12 protein-coding genes are annotated in these 13,998 nt (G+C 68.0%); 11 read left to right on the top strand and 1 reads right to left on the bottom strand.

Going from position 1 to position 13,998, the window contains the following annotated elements; all coding sequences use genetic code 11:
- The first annotated feature begins 13 nt into the window (after positions 1-13).
- Together ACTWPT_RS00405 and ACTWPT_RS00400 are read left to right on the top strand one after the other, a co-directional pair.
- On the top strand, positions 14-493 hold the full coding sequence (locus ACTWPT_RS00405; RefSeq protein WP_443175172.1) for an NUDIX domain-containing protein: 480 nt from the start codon (positions 14-16) through the stop codon (positions 491-493).
- A gap of 750 nt (positions 494-1,243) precedes the next feature.
- Positions 1,244-2,167: a zinc-binding dehydrogenase gene (locus tag ACTWPT_RS00400; protein ID WP_443175171.1), complete on the top strand. Its 924-nt coding sequence runs from the start codon at positions 1,244-1,246 to the stop codon at positions 2,165-2,167.
- 746 nt (positions 2,168-2,913) lie between these two features.
- Here ACTWPT_RS00400 and ACTWPT_RS00395 read toward each other — a convergent pair.
- On the bottom strand, positions 2,914-3,924 hold the full coding sequence (locus tag ACTWPT_RS00395) for a LacI family DNA-binding transcriptional regulator (RefSeq protein ID WP_305918500.1): 1,011 nt from the start codon (positions 3,922-3,924) through the stop codon (positions 2,914-2,916).
- A gap of 146 nt (positions 3,925-4,070) precedes the next feature.
- Between ACTWPT_RS00395 and ACTWPT_RS00390 the strand changes: the two genes are divergently transcribed.
- From ACTWPT_RS00390 to ACTWPT_RS00350, 9 genes are all read left to right on the top strand, one after another.
- Positions 4,071-5,357: an extracellular solute-binding protein gene (locus ACTWPT_RS00390; protein ID WP_443175170.1), complete on the top strand. Its 1,287-nt coding sequence runs from the start codon at positions 4,071-4,073 to the stop codon at positions 5,355-5,357.
- On the top strand, positions 5,354-6,313 hold the full coding sequence (locus tag ACTWPT_RS00385) for a carbohydrate ABC transporter permease (RefSeq protein ID WP_443175169.1): 960 nt from the start codon (positions 5,354-5,356) through the stop codon (positions 6,311-6,313). Before ACTWPT_RS00390 ends, ACTWPT_RS00385 begins: the two co-directional genes overlap by 4 nt.
- A complete protein-coding gene (locus ACTWPT_RS00380; protein ID WP_443161134.1) occupies positions 6,310-7,152 on the top strand; it encodes a carbohydrate ABC transporter permease in 843 nt (280 codons plus the stop codon). The genes ACTWPT_RS00385 and ACTWPT_RS00380 overlap by 4 nt, the downstream gene beginning before the upstream one ends.
- Before the next feature lie 9 nt (positions 7,153-7,161).
- Positions 7,162-8,529, top strand: coding sequence for a glycoside hydrolase family 5 protein (locus tag ACTWPT_RS00375; protein ID WP_443175168.1), 1,368 nt, complete (start codon positions 7,162-7,164; stop codon positions 8,527-8,529).
- Between the two features lie 103 nt (positions 8,530-8,632).
- Positions 8,633-9,466 (top strand): iron uptake transporter permease EfeU, encoded by an 834-nt coding sequence (efeU, locus tag ACTWPT_RS00370; protein ID WP_443175167.1) that lies wholly within the window; start codon positions 8,633-8,635, stop codon positions 9,464-9,466.
- 11 nt (positions 9,467-9,477) lie between these two features.
- Positions 9,478-10,617: an iron uptake system protein EfeO gene (gene efeO, locus ACTWPT_RS00365; protein WP_443175166.1), complete on the top strand. Its 1,140-nt coding sequence runs from the start codon at positions 9,478-9,480 to the stop codon at positions 10,615-10,617.
- Between the two features lie 115 nt (positions 10,618-10,732).
- Positions 10,733-11,974, top strand: a complete 1,242-nt coding sequence (gene efeB, locus ACTWPT_RS00360) for an iron uptake transporter deferrochelatase/peroxidase subunit (RefSeq protein WP_443175165.1) — start codon at positions 10,733-10,735, stop codon at positions 11,972-11,974.
- Positions 11,975-12,036: 62 nt separating this feature from the next.
- Positions 12,037-13,014 (top strand): STM4015 family protein, encoded by a 978-nt coding sequence (locus tag ACTWPT_RS00355; protein ID WP_443175164.1) that lies wholly within the window; start codon positions 12,037-12,039, stop codon positions 13,012-13,014.
- A gap of 20 nt (positions 13,015-13,034) precedes the next feature.
- Positions 13,035-13,997 carry an STM4015 family protein gene (locus ACTWPT_RS00350; protein ID WP_443175163.1) on the top strand — a complete coding sequence of 321 codons (963 nt, stop codon included), beginning with the start codon at positions 13,035-13,037 and terminating at the stop codon, positions 13,995-13,997.
- Position 13,998: the final 1 nt, after the last annotated feature.

Below are 13,998 nucleotides of genomic sequence, written 5' to 3'. Positions count from 1 at the left end.
AAGGAACCTGCTGTTGAGCAACGATCCGACTGCGAACGTTCTCGCCGGGCCGTCCCAGCCGGGCGCCGAACAGGTGCGCAGGACGCCCAGTGTCGCGTGCGTGTTCATCTGCCACGACGGCGACGGCCGGGTGCTGCTGGCCCGGCGCGGCGCCGGTGCGCGTGACGAGCCTGGAGCCTGGGACTGTGGCGCCGGAGCGCTGGAGTACGGGGAGTCGTTCGAGACGGCTGTCGCCCGGGAGGTCGGCGAGGAATACACGACCCGTCCGCTGACGATCGAGACCATCGGCGTTCGCAACGTCCTGCGGGAGGAGCCGCCCTCTCACTGGGTCGCGGTGATCTTCGCGGTCAGGGTCGATCCCACCGAAGCCGCTATCGGCGAGCCTCACAAGTTCGACGAACTGGGCTGGTTCTCTCTGGACTCGCTGCCGTCGCCGATGCACTCGCAGCTCGCCGAGAGCATCAGGCTGTTCCGCGCATGGCAAGGGGTATAGCGCGGACACCACCGCTTCCACGCTACGGTCGGCGGCGGGCAGGCGTTCGACTGGCGCCCATGGCCGTGCCTGCGCGAGGAAAGAGCAGGAATCATGATCCAAGTCTTCGGCGAGGGCACAGCGCTGCACCCGCGGTGGGGTGGAACGGAATCCGCGTAAACCCGCATTGGGACGCGCCGACCGACTCGAACGATTCGATCATGATCCGTACACCCGGCCGCACTTGCTCGGGCCTGGCTGCCCGGCGGCGGGTCCCCGGCTTAGGCCGGGCCCGCGAATACAGGTGAGTGCGTTCGGCCTCGTCCAGGCGCAGGACTGGGCCATCCGCCGCGGGCAGGGCTACTCCCTGCGTATCACCGCCCCGCTGACACTCCACCAGACCGTGCTGGAACAGTGCGCCGCTCTCACAGGGGATGGCTCCACATCGGCCGGGCGCAAGGCGTACCGCGTGTATGCAGACCGGATCGCACGGCCACCCGGACATCCTGACGAGGCGTCGGGCACCCGTTTTCCCCAACGGTTGGGCGTCACGAGATTACGGAGAGTTACTTTTCCTCTGGTGACATCTACCCGAGCGGTGGGCCACTCCCGCGCCTCAGCGTTCACAGGAGCGGCGGAAGGCCGCGCGGCCGGCTGACCGTGGTTGCGTCCAGTCCACCCAGGTAAAGTAGTCGATAAGCAGATAGTCTATTGCGGAACTATCTGCTAGTGTCCTTCTTGTTGTCACGCCTTCCACCAGAGGAGATCTCGATGTCCACGCGTGCCCTCATCGTCGATCCGTCCGCCCCCGCAGGCATCGGCTTCGGGGAGATCGCCGACCCCGTCGCCGGTCCCGGACAGGTGCTCATCGACGTGCAGTACGCCTCGCTCAACTACGCCGACATCAATGACGCAACCTCCGGACGCGTTCCCGTCGGCGCAGCGCTGGGCCTCGACGCGGCCGGGGCCGTCCTGCAGGCGGCGACGGACGGCTCCGGCCCTGCCGTCGGAACCCGTGTCGTGCTCTTCGCGCAGGGGGCGTTCGCGGAGCGGGTGGCCGTCGATGTGTCGGCGGTGGCCCAAGTCCCGGACGGTATTGGGCTGGCCGAGGCGGCCGCACTGCCGACGGCGGGCCTGGCCGCGCTCCGCTCGCTGCGGGCCGCCGCGGCCGGATCCGGCAAGCGCGTGCTGGTGACCGGCGCCTCGGGCGGTGTGGGACGGTACGCCGTGCGTCTCGCGTCCCACGCCGGGGCGTACGTCATCGCCTCGGTCGGCTCCCTCGCGCGAGGGGACGGCCTTGCCAAGGCGGGCGCGGATGAGGTGGTCGTGGGCCTGGACGACGTCAAAGAGCCCGTCGACATCGTCGTGGAGACGGTCGGCGGACCCCATCTGGTCGCAGCCTGGGGACTCCTTGCTCCCGGCGGGAACCTCCAGTCCGTCGGGTGGACCTCGGGAGAGCCTGCTGTCTTCTCGCCATATGCCACTGTCGGCCCGACCAGGACGCTCGCTTCCTATGTCAACGAGTTCGGAGCCGCCGCCGACCTGGCCGAGCTGGTACGACTCGCGGCTGAAGGCGTCCTGGTGCCCGAGATCGGCTGGCGCGACTCCTGGGAAAGCTTCGCCGAGGCGGCCGACGCGCTGCGCGGCCGGCGCGTGGCGGGAAAGGCGGTATTCGACCTCAAGTCCCGCGATTGACACCTTTCGTCTGAAATGCGGCCTGGCGTGGGTCAGCGGGCTACGTCCATGCGCTGTGTGCCGATGACCGACAGCAGCCGCAGGTTGAACCCAGGGGTCTTCATTGCTCCATGGGGCTGTCGCAGAATCGCTGCGCGCGTTCATCGCTGTTCGGCGCGCCCGGAGACACGCTGATTGCTCGTTCGAGCAAGGGCAGGATCTACAGTTACGGCCCGCCGATCTGCTACGGAGCAATTTGGAAGATCGGAGGCTGATTCTCGTCGAGTGCGGAAGGACCTGCCGCTTGTTCTCCCAGTACGCGGCGACCTGCCGCGCCTTACACACCCAGGCGCGCAGCCCGTTGTGTCCTGCCTCCTGCGCAAAATGCCAGGCTGCCCGGGCATGCTCGGCGGTCGCGTCCACTCGCCCGAGATCTGTGCCGGCCCACGCTAGGAAGGCCATCGCCCATCCGGCGACCAGGTACTGGTCCCGGCGGTGACGCGGAGACTGATGCCCTTCCAACAGCATCAGGGCCTCATCGCGCACCCGTCGTACCTCCACGAGGAGCGGTGGGCGCCAACGAATTTCGTCGGCTCTACTCGATCTTGAGTTCAAGTAGAGCGCTCAGCCTGCGCAGGCGAAGCCTGCGCCTGATCAAAAGCGTCTGAGCTCCCGTTGCGCGCAGCGCCTCCCCGCGAAGTCCTTTCGGGGCGGGGTCCCGCCAGCCCACCTGGTAATTGGGCAACGGGTGGGTGCGGGCGGGGGACCTACTCGTACCTGGCGGTGCTTTCGCGGACGATCAGTTCGGTGGCCAGTTCCACCCGCTTGGTCTCCGGGACCTCGCCCCGCCCCATCGCCAGCACCGTACGGGTGGCCAGCGCCGCCATCTCCTGCAGCGGTTGGCGCACCGTGGTCAGGGGTGGCCAGGCCGACTTGGCCAAGGGCAGGTCGTCGAAGCCGACCACGCTCAGGTCCTCCGGCACGCGCAGACCTCGCTGCCTGGCCGCCTCGAAGACGCCGAACGCCATCAGGTCGCTGCCGGCGAAGATGGCCGTCGGAGGGGAGGGCAGGGACAGCAGGGCGTGGCCCTCGTCGTGGCCCGAGTCCACCAGGAACGTTCCGCGTCTTATCAACTCGGGGACGACGGGCACGCCGGCCGTTTCCAACGCCGCGCGGTAGCCGTCGATGCGGGCCTGGCTGCAGAGCATGTCGGCGGGGCCGCTGATCATGCCGATTCTGCGGTGGCCCAGCTCCAGGAGGTGCCGAGTCGCGGCCAGACCGCCGTTCCAGTTCGTCGCCCCCACCGAGACCACGCCCGGGGCCGGCTCGCCTTCCGGGTCCACTACCGCGAACGGCAGGGAGCGGGCGCTCAGCTGGGACTGGATGCCGGTGGACAGGCGGGAGGCGACGATCACCACGCCGTCCGTCCTGCGGGCGGCCAGCCGTTCCAGCCAGTCCCGTCCCGGGCCGGCGTGGGTGTGCAGGACCGAGATGACCACGCTGGCGCCGGCCTCGTGGGCGGCGCTCTCCGCACCGCGCACGATCTCCATGGCCCAGGGTGACTCGATCTCGGCGAATACCAGGTCGACCAGCCCGGCAGGGGTGTCGTCCTGGCTGACCCGGCGTTGGTAGCCGTGTTCCTGGAGTAGTCGTTCGACCCTATGGCGGGTCGCCGGAGCGACCTCCGGGCGCCCGTTGATGACCTTGGAGACCGTGGGGATGGACACCCCGGCCTCTTCCGCGATCAGTGCGATCGTGACCCGCCTCTTCGCTGACACGATCGGGAGTGTAGCCGAAAGTTTCGGTTTGGCGTCGCTCGGGGCCGAGGTGTTGACGCTTTACGTGGCGTTTACCTAAGCTCCGGTCAAAGAAATTATCGGGGGGTTCACGAAACTTTCGCCGGTCACTTGAGGAAAGGACCCCTATGAAACGCAGTGTGGTGTTGATCGCGACCGCCGTGCTCGTAGCCGGCTGTGGTGGTGGCGGTGGGGGAACCGCGACCTCCCCGAGCCAGGGCGGCGGATCGCCGGCGAAGGTCACGCTCGAATGGTGGCACCTCTCGACCGCCGAGCCCCTCAAGTCGCTGTGGGCGCAGCGGGCCAAGGAATTCGAGGCCAAGAACCCGAACGTCACCATCAAGGCCACCGTCCTGGAGAACGACGCCTACAAGGCCAAGCTCACCACGATCACCCAGTCGGGCAAGGCGCCGGACATCTTCGCCTCGTGGGGCGGCGGCGTGTTGAAGCAGCAGGTCGACGCGGGGCTCGTCAAGGACATCACCGGCGATGTCGCCGACGTCCTGCCGAACTTCACGCCCGCGGCACTGAGCGCGTACCAGATCGACGGTAAGACGTACGGACTGCCCACCGACATCGGCATGGTGGGTTTCTGGTACAACAAGAAACTTTTCGAGAAGGCCGGCATCACCGAGCCCCCGACCACCTGGTCAGCGTTCCTCGAGGACGTCAAGAAGCTCAAGGCGGCGGGCGTCACCCCGATCGCCCTGGCCGGCAAGGAGAAGTGGCCCGGGCACTACTACTGGGCCTACCTCGCCATGCGCATCGCCGGCCTCGACGCGCTCAAGCAGGCCGCGGTGGACAAGGACTTCACCAAGCCCGACTTCATCGCCGCGGGGCAGCAGGTGAAGGCGCTGGCCGACCTGCAGCCGTTCCAGAAGGGCTTCCTCGGCGCGGCCTACTCGACCCCTGACGGCCAGTCGGCCACCGTGAGCAACGGCAAGGCCGCCATGGAGCTGATGGGTCAGTGGGCGCCGGCCGTTCAGAAGGACTCCGGCAAGGGCCTCGGCGACGACCTCGGCTTCTTCCCCTTCCCCGCCGTCGAGGGCGGCAAGGGCTCGGCCACGGACGCGTTCGGCGGAGGCGGCGGCCTGGCCGTGGGGACGGACGCCCCCAAGGAGGCCCTGGACTTCGTGAAGTTCATGACCGAGATGGGCAACCACTCCAAGGCCGTGGAGGCCGGCGGCGTGCTGCCGGTGCTCAAGGGCGAGGAGAGCGCGGTCAAGGACCCGAACCTCAAGCAGGTGGCGACCATGCTGGCCAGCGCCGGCGGCTACCAGCTCTACCTCGACCAGGCGTACCCCCCGGCCGTCGGCCAGCAGGTCAATGACAGCGTGGCCGAACTCATCGGCGGCACCAAGACGCCGGAGGAAGTGGGCGCCGACATCACCGAAGTGGCCAAGAGCGAAGAATGACGATACTCACCCGAGGGCCGGAAGCGGTCAAGCTTCCGGTCCCCGCCCCTGCCGTCAAGAAACGCGGCAGGTGGCTGACGATCACCCTGTTCCTGCTGCCCGCGCTCGTGTTGTTCCTCCTGCTGGTGGTGGCCCCGATCCTGGTGGCCGGCTACTCCAGCGCGTTCCGGTGGAACGGGTTCGGCGGGCTGCCGACCAACTTCATCGGCTTCGACAACTTCACCCGGTTGTTCGGCACCGAAATTTTCGCGCAGGACCTGTGGCACCTGCTGGTGCTGGTGCTGTTCTCGGTGTGCGTCCAGCTGCCGTTCTCGCTGGCCATCGCGATGCTGCTGAACCAGCGCATTCGCGGGCGGGCGTTGTACCGGGTGGTGTTCTTCGCGCCGTACGTGCTCTCCGAAGTGATCACCGGCGTGCTGTTCTCGCTGATCCTCTCGCCCGGGACCGGCATGGCGAACCGGCTGCTGTCGGTGTTCGGGATCGAGTCGGAGTGGCTGGCCGATCCCAACACCGTGATGCCTTCGCTGTTCCTGGTCATGACGTGGAAATATTTCGGCTTCCACATGATGATCTATCTGGCGGGCCGGCAGAACATCCCGAACGAGCTCATCGAGGCCGCCCAGATCGACGGCGCGAGCAGCTGGAAGACGTTCAGGCACATCACGCTGCCGCTGCTCGGGCCGACGATCAGGATCAGCATCTTCCTGTCGGTCATCTACACCATCCAGCTGTTCGACCTCGTCTGGATCCTCACCGGGGGCGGTCCTTCGCACTCGTCCGAGACGATGGCCGTGACCATGATGGAGTACGGCTTCAAACGCTCCCAGGTCGGCTACGCCAGCGCGATCAGCGTCGTGATGTTCGTGCTCAGCCTCGTCTTCGCCCTCATTTACCAGCGTTTCGTGATGCGCCGCGACCTCGAGGGCGCCACCACCAACATCGGAGGCCGCCGATGATCCATCGGAAGAAGGCCCCCGCCAGGACCAGCACGCTGCCCATGCACGCGATCGCGTGGGTCGTGGGCGCGTTCATCCTCATCCCAGTGATCTACGCGTTCCTCGGCGGATTCAAGGCCAACAGCGAGTTGTCGGGCAACCCGTTCGGGCTGCCGGAGACGTGGGTGACCGCCAACTACACCGACGTGCTCGGCTCCGGCTCATTCTGGCTGCAGATGTGGAACAGCACGTTCATCGCGGTCGCGACGACCGTCCTGACGGTCGCGCTGGCGGCGCTGGCGGGATTCATCTTCGCCAGGTACGCCTTCCGCGGCAGGGAGCTGCTGTTCACCGTGTTCACGGCGGGGCTGATGTTCCCGTTCGCGGTGGCCATCCTGCCGATCTTCGTGCTGCTGCGCACGTTCGGCCTGCTGGACAACCCGCTCGGCGTCATCCTGACGCAGGCGGCGTTCGGCCTGCCGCTGACCATCATCATCCTGCGCGGCTTCTTCAGGAGCATCCCGGGCGAGATCGAGGAGGCGGCCATCATCGACGGCTGCACCCCGTTCGGGTTCTTCTGGCGGATCCTGCTGCCGATGGCCCGGCCCGCCATCGCCACCGTCTCCGTGCTGGCCATCGTGGGCAGCTGGAACAACTTCATGCTGCCGCTGGTGGTCTTCAGCGAAGAGGCCAGTTGGACGCTCCCGCTCGGGATCCAGCAGTTCCAGGGCCAGTACGCCTCCGACACCGCCCGCATCCTCGCCTACCTCGTCCTGGCCATGGTTCCGGCGCTCGGGTTCTACGCCCTCGCGGAACGCCACCTGGTCGGCGGGCTCACCGCCGGCGCCACGAAGGGATGACCTCTTTACATGCTTCACGTATCCGGATCCCATCTCGTCACGGACGACAACACGCCGGTACGGCTTCGCGGGGTGGGCCTCGGGGGCTGGATGAACATGGAGAACTTCATCACCGGCTACCCGGCCAACGAGAGCTCGATGCGGCAGGCCGTACGCTCCGTCCTCGGTGACGATCGGGCGGAGTTGTTCTTCGACCGGCTGCTGACCTCCTTCTTCACCGAGCAGGACGCGGCGCTGCTGGCCGGGCTGGGCATGAACTGCGTGCGCATCCCGGTCAACTACCACCACTGGGAGGCCGACGACCGGCCCCTCGAGATCGACCCGCGCGGCTTCCGCCACCTGGACCGGGTGATCGCCCTGCTCGGCGCGCACGGCATCTACAGCGTGATCGACCTGCACGCGCTGCCCGGCTCGCAGAACCAGCACTGGCACTCCGACAACCCGACGCACGTGGCGGCGTTCTGGCAGCACCGCCACTTCCAGGACCGGGCGGTGCACCTGTGGGAGGCGCTCGCCGACCACTACCGCGACAATCACTGGGTGGCCGGCTACAACCCGGTCAACGAGCCCGGCGACGTGTCCGGCAAGGTGATCGGGCCTTTCTATGATCGCCTGGTGAAGGCCATCCGGGCCGCCGACCCGCGTCACATCCTGTTCCTGGACGGCAACACGTACGCCACCGATTTCTCGATATTTCGGGAGATGTACGAGAACGCGGTGTTCGTCATGCACGACTATGCGCTGGCCGGTTTCGCCCACGGTGGCCCCTACCCCGGCTACACGCGCGGCGAGTGGTGCGACAGGGCTGAGCTGGAGAAGACCTTCGCCAAGCGGTCCCGGTTCCAGCGCGAGACCGGCACGCCGCTCTGGGTGGGCGAGTTCGGGCCCGTCTACACGGGAGACCCGGCGGTGGACGCGCAGCGGTTCCAGATCCTGCGCGACCAGTTGGAGATCTACGACGGCGAGGGCGTGGGCTGGTCGCTGTGGACGTACAAGGACGTGGGGTTGCAGGGGCTGGTGCACGCCTCGGGGCCGTACCTGCACCGGTTCGGCGGCTTCATCGCCAAGAAGCAGCGGCTCGGCGCGGACCGCTGGGGCTCCACGATGGAGGAGTCCGCGGACGTGCTCGCCCCGCTGCACCAGTTGATCGAGACCGAGTTCCCCGCCTGGGATCCGTACCCGTGGGGCGCCCGCTATCAGAGCGACGACCTGATCAGGCACATCCTGATCGCGCAGGCGCTGCTGCCCGAGTACGCCGAGCTTTTCCGGGGCCTCGGCGACGACGAGGTGATCGCGCTGGCCGACTCGTTCCTGCTGGAGCAGTGCGAACGCCGCGGGCCCCTTCTCGAACTGCTGGCCGACAACCTGGCACGGTGACGAGGCCCACACCGTCGCGCCTATCGCTTTAGGGCGCTCCCCGAGAGTAAGCTTCGCCTGCCCTAATTAAGGCAAGCCTTACCTCAGCGATCTGGGAGTGACGGTGTTCGCCAGTTACCTCATAGGACTGCGCGAAGGACTCGAGGCGACGCTCGTCGTCTCGGTCCTCGTCGCTTTCCTCGTCAAGAGCGACCGCAAGGACAAGCTGCCGCAGGTATGGACGGGCGTCGGCGTGGCCGTCGCGTTGTCCATCGGGTTCGGGGCGCTGCTGACGTTCACGGCGGCGCGCCTGGAGTACACGAGTCAGGAGCTGTTCGAGGCGATCGCCTCGCTGCTGGCCGTCGTGTTCGTCACCTGGATGATCTTCTGGATGCGGCGGGCGGCCCGCGCGCTCTCCGGGGAGTTGCGGGGCAAGCTCTCCGAAGCGCTCAAGGTGGGCTCGACCGCCGTGATCATCATGGCGTTCCTGGCCGTCGCCCGCGAGGGACTGGAGACGGCCCTGCTGTTCTTCGCCTACGCCCAGAGCGTGACCACGACCATGGATCCGCTGATCGGCGTCACGCTGGGAGTGGTCACCGCCGTGCTCATCGGGTGGGGGATCTACCGCAGCGCCCTCAGGATCAACCTCACCAAGTTCTTCACCTGGACGGGCCTGCTGTTGATCGTGGTGGCGGCGGGGATCCTCAAGTACGGGGTGCATGACCTGCAGGAGGCCGGCGTGCTGCCGGGGCTGAGCACATACGCGTTCGACATCAGCGCCGCGCTTCCCCCCGACTCCTGGTACGGCGCCCTGCTGGCGGGGATGCTGAACATCACGCCGCAGCCGAGCGTCCTGGAGGTCGTGGCCTGGGCCGCGTACCTCATTCCCACCCTCATCCTCTTCCTCCGCCCGCAGCGGGCCAAGACCACCCCGACGCCCGCGTCGTCCGCGGCGTGAACAGGAGCATCATGCGTACCGCAATTCGTCTGTCCTTCGGCGCGCTCGCCCTCGCCGGCCTCACCGCCTGCGGGTCCGGGGGCACCACCGCCGCCCCCGCCTCGTCGGGAGCCGCCAAGCCCGGGAAGATCGCCGTGGCCGCGAACGACACCGAGTGCAAGGTCGCCGCGGCCGAGGTCGCGGCCGGCACCACGACGTTCGCGATCACCAACGGCGGCTCCAAGGTGACCGAGTTCTACGTGTACGCTCCTGGCGACCGCGTCATGGCGGAGGTCGAGAACATCGTGCCGGGGCTGACTCGCGAGCTGATCGCCGAGCTGCCCGCGGGGGCGTACGAGACCGCGTGCAAGCCGGGCATGGTCGGCAAGGGCATCCGCAACCCGCTCAAGGTGACCGGCGAGCACAAGAAGCTCACCGCGGACGCCAAGCTGGCCGACGCCGTGGCCAGCTACAAGCGCTACGTCAAGTCGCAGAGTGACACGCTGCTGGTCAAGACGCAGGAGTTCGTGGACGCGGTCAAGGCCGGCAAGATCGACGAAGCCAAGGCGCTGTTCCCGGTGTCGCGGACGTACTGGGAGCGCATCGAGCCGGTCGCGGAGATCTTCGGCGACCTCGACCCCGCCATCGACGGCCGCGAGGCGGACCTGGCCGAGGGCGAGGAGTGGACCGGCTTCCACAAGATCGAGAAGGACCTGTGGATCCACAAGGACGTCAGCAAGTCCGGGCCGATGGCCGACAAGCTGATGGCCGACGTCAAGACCATCGTCGAGAAGGCGAACGCCGCCGAGCTGACCCCGCTCAACCTGGCCAACGGCGCCAAGGAGCTGCTGGACGAGGTCGCCACCGGGAAGATCACCGGCGAGGAGGACATCTGGTCGCACACCGACCTCTGGGACTTCGCGGCCAACCTCCAAGGGTCCAAGGCTGCCGTGCAGTCGTTGCGGCCGGTGCTCGAGGAGCGGGCTCCTGACCTGGTCAAGACGCTGGATGAGCAGTTCGCGGCGGCGGAGGCGGCGCTGGAGGTGCACCGGAAGGGCGACGGGTGGCAGCTGCACAACGAGCTGTCCAAGGCCGAGCTGAAGACGCTGTCGGACGCGATCAACGCGCTGGGCGAGCCGATCAGCAAGATCGCCCCGGTGGTCGCGAAGTAGCGGGAGGCAGGACGCGATGTCGGAACCCACAGAACCCGGGCGCTCCCCGTCAGCGCCCCCAGAAGACGAGCGCTCCCCGTCAGCGGCCTCGGACGACGGGGTCGACAAGCGGCGGATGAGTCGCAGAGGGCTGTTCGGGCTGGGCGCGGCGGGTGCCGCGGTCGTGGGGGCCGGGGCGGTGGCGGCGGGTTCGCTGTTCGACGAGCAACCGGTCGCGCATGCATCCTCCACCTCCGACCCGTACCCCTTCTACGGGCAACACCAGGCGGGCATCGTCACACCCGCCCAGGACCGGCTGCACTTCGTCGCGTTCGACGTCACCACCCAGAAGCGGGCCGAGCTGGTCGACCTGCTGCAGGAGTGGACGGCCGCGGCGGCGCGGCTGACGCAGGGCAAGGAGGCGGGGTCGTTCGGCGCGGTGGGCGGCGCGCCGGAGGCCGCGCCCGACGACACGGGCGAAGCCCTCGGGCTGCCGGCGTCGGGGCTGACCCTGACGATCGGTTTCGGACCGTCGCTCTTCGACGACCGCTTCGGCCTGGCGGCCAAGCGGCCCGCGGCGTTGGCCGACCTGCCGAAACTTCCGGGAGAGCAGCTCATTCCGGAAATATCCGGCGGCGACATCTGCGTGCAGGCGTGCGCCCACGACCCTCAGGTCGCCGTGCACGCCATCCGCAACCTGGCCAGAATCGGCTTCGGCCGGGTCTCCGTCCGCTGGTCGCAACTCGGCTTCGGCCGTACGTCGTCGACCTCGCGGGCCCAGACCACGCCCCGCAACCTGATGGGCTTCAAGGACGGCACGAACAACATGAAGCTCGAGGACGCCGATCTGCTGCGCGACCAGCTGTGGGCGGGCGCGCAGGACGGCAGCTCCTGGATGGCGGGCGGCACGTACATGGTCACCAGGAAGATCCGCATGATGATCGAGACCTGGGACCGTACGTCGCTCCTGGAGCAGGAACAGATCATCGGCAGAGACAAGGGTGAGGGCGCGCCGCTGGGCAAGAAGGCCGAGTTCGACACCCTGGATTTCGCCGCCAAGGCCCCGGACGGCCAGCCGGTCATCGCGGCCGACGCCCACGTCCGTCTGGCCCATCCGAGCTTCCACGGCAACGCTCACCTGCTGCGGCGCGGCTACAACTTCGTGGACGGCTCCGACGGGCTCGGCCGGCTGGACGCCGGATTGTTCTTCATCGCCTACCAGCGCGATCCGCGAAAGCAGTTCGTGCCGGTGCAGCTGAAGCTGGCCAAGAACGACCCGCTGAACGAATACATCAAGCATGTTTCGAGCGGATTGTTCGCAGTCCCGCCCGGCGTCCGCGACGCGGGAGACTATTGGGGAAGAGCGCTCTTCGAGTGAACGAAGGTGTCGGCGGGGTCTGGTAGGACAGGACAGTCAACCCCCCGACCGAGGACGTACCCATGATCGAGTACGACCAATATTTCGGCTATCAGCACCGCTATGCCGAACGCTACGCCGGGCTGCCGGTGGTTCAGATCATCTTGTCCCCCGGTGAGCCGCCGCCCGACAGCGGCGCGGTCGCATGGCGGATCAGCGCGAGCTCGTGGCCCGACGACAGCTACGACAACGTCGGCGACGCCTTCGACGCCTTCTTCGAGCGGGCCGACGCCTCCCGTGTCACCACCGTCGTCATCGGCGAATGGCCGGACTGCTACACGGAGACCTCCGCCCCCATCGTCGAGCGGCTGGTCCGGGAGGCTCCCCGGTTGCTGGCGCTGCGCGCACTCTTCCTCGGCGCGATCAGCAGCGACTACTCCGAGATCTCGTGGATCCAGCAGAGCGACGTCACGCCGGTCCTGGAGGCATACCCGCTGCTGGAGCGCTTCGAGATGCGCGGCGGCACAGGGCTGCGCCTGAGCCCCGTCCGGCATGCGGCGCTGCGGATGTTGCGGGTCGAGACCGGCGGGCTCGACGGCTCGGTCGTGCGGGCCGTGGCCGGCAGTGACCTGCCCGCGCTCGATCACCTGGAGTTGTGGCTCGGCGTCGAGGAATACGGCGGCACCACGACGGTCGCCGACCTCGACCCGATCCTCCGGGGCGAGCGCCTGCCCGCGCTGCGCCACCTGGGGCTGCAGGACAGCGAGATCCAGGACGACATCGCCGCCGCCGTGGCGTCGGCGCCGGTCGTGGCCAGGCTGGAGACGCTCGCCCTGTCGATGGGCGTGCTCACCGACCAGGGTGCCGAAGCGCTACTCACCGGCCAGCCCCTCACCCACCTGCGCCGGCTCGACCTGCACCACCACTACCTCGGCGACGAGATGATGCGGCGGGTGACCGAGGCCCTGCCCGGCGTGCAGGTCGACTTGTCCGATCAGGAGGAGCCCGACGAAAGCGAGGACGACGACGAGATATGGCGCTACGTGGCGGTGGACGAGTGACGCACGACGGACCGACGACCATGATCCACTTTACTGAGCTGCCCAGCCACTACGAGCGCTACTACGAGGAATACGGCGGGTTACCCATCGCCCACGCGCCCTGGCAGGAGGAAGACGGCCCTCAGCCGGCGGGCGGCTCCGCGGCGTGGCGGCTCACCGGCAACGAATGGGACGACGACGCCCCCGACGAGATCGGCGAGACTCTCGACTGGCTCTTCGACCACGTCGACACCACACAGGTCACCGCCCTCGTCATCGGCCAGTGGGAAGATTGCTACGAGACCCCCGCCGACCACATCGTGGCCCGGCTGGCCGCCGAGGCGGCACGGTTGCCCGCGCTGCGCTCGATCTTCCTGGGTGCGATCTCTCCGGAGGAGTCCGAGATCTCGTGGATCCAGCAGGCAGACATCACGCCGCTTCTGGAGGCGTTCCCGAAGCTGGAACGTCTGGAAGTGCGGGGCGGGAGCGATCTCAGGCTCCATCCGGTGCGGCACGGATCGCTGCGGATGTTGCGGATGGAGACCGGCGGGCTCGGCGGCGACGTCGTCCGGGCGGTGGCCGGAAGCGACCTGCCCGCGCTGGAGCTGTTGGAGCTGTGGTTCGGTTCTGACCAGTACGGCGGGGATGCGACCGTCGGCGATCTCGCACCGATCATGAGCGGCGAACGGCTGCCCGCGCTGCGCCACCTGCGGCTGCAGAACGCCGAGTTCCAGGACGAGATCGCCGCCGCCGTGGGCGCCGCGCCCATCGTGGCCAGGCTGGAGTCGCTGAGCCTGTCGATGGGCTCGCTCACCGACGCTGGGGCCGAGTCGCTGCTGAGCGGCCAGCCGCTCACCCACCTGCGGTGGCTCAACCTCGACCACAACTACCTGTCGGCCACCATGATCGAGCGCATGGCCAAGGCCCTTCCGGGAGTCGACGTCGTGCTCTCCGGAAACGAGAGCTTCGATCGTGCGTGGCGGTTCGTCGCGGTGAGCGAGTGAC

Source organism: Nonomuraea sp. 3N208 (genome assembly GCF_052245935.1).
Classification (GTDB): Bacteria; Actinomycetota; Actinomycetes; order Streptosporangiales; family Streptosporangiaceae; genus Nonomuraea.
Note: the sequence above shows the minus strand (reverse complement) of the source record. Positions and strands in the feature narration are given on the sequence as shown.

What these genes read in the sequence shown, in the direction of transcription:
- ACTWPT_RS00400 (WP_443175171.1), top strand. Translation starts at nt 1,244, where the DNA reads ATGTCCACGCGTGCCCTCATCGTCGATCCGTCCGCCCCCGCAGGCATC.
- ACTWPT_RS00390 (WP_443175170.1), top strand. Translation starts at nt 4,071, where the DNA reads ATGAAACGCAGTGTGGTGTTGATCGCGACCGCCGTGCTCGTAGCCGGC.
- ACTWPT_RS00385 (WP_443175169.1), top strand. Translation starts at nt 5,354, where the DNA reads ATGACGATACTCACCCGAGGGCCGGAAGCGGTCAAGCTTCCGGTCCCC.
- ACTWPT_RS00380 (WP_443161134.1), top strand. Translation starts at nt 6,310, where the DNA reads ATGATCCATCGGAAGAAGGCCCCCGCCAGGACCAGCACGCTGCCCATG.
- ACTWPT_RS00375 (WP_443175168.1), top strand. Translation starts at nt 7,162, where the DNA reads ATGCTTCACGTATCCGGATCCCATCTCGTCACGGACGACAACACGCCG.
- efeO (WP_443175166.1), top strand. Translation starts at nt 9,478, where the DNA reads ATGCGTACCGCAATTCGTCTGTCCTTCGGCGCGCTCGCCCTCGCCGGC.
- efeB (WP_443175165.1), top strand. Translation starts at nt 10,733, where the DNA reads ATGAGTCGCAGAGGGCTGTTCGGGCTGGGCGCGGCGGGTGCCGCGGTC.
- ACTWPT_RS00355 (WP_443175164.1), top strand. Translation starts at nt 12,037, where the DNA reads ATGATCGAGTACGACCAATATTTCGGCTATCAGCACCGCTATGCCGAA.
- ACTWPT_RS00350 (WP_443175163.1), top strand. Translation starts at nt 13,035, where the DNA reads ATGATCCACTTTACTGAGCTGCCCAGCCACTACGAGCGCTACTACGAG.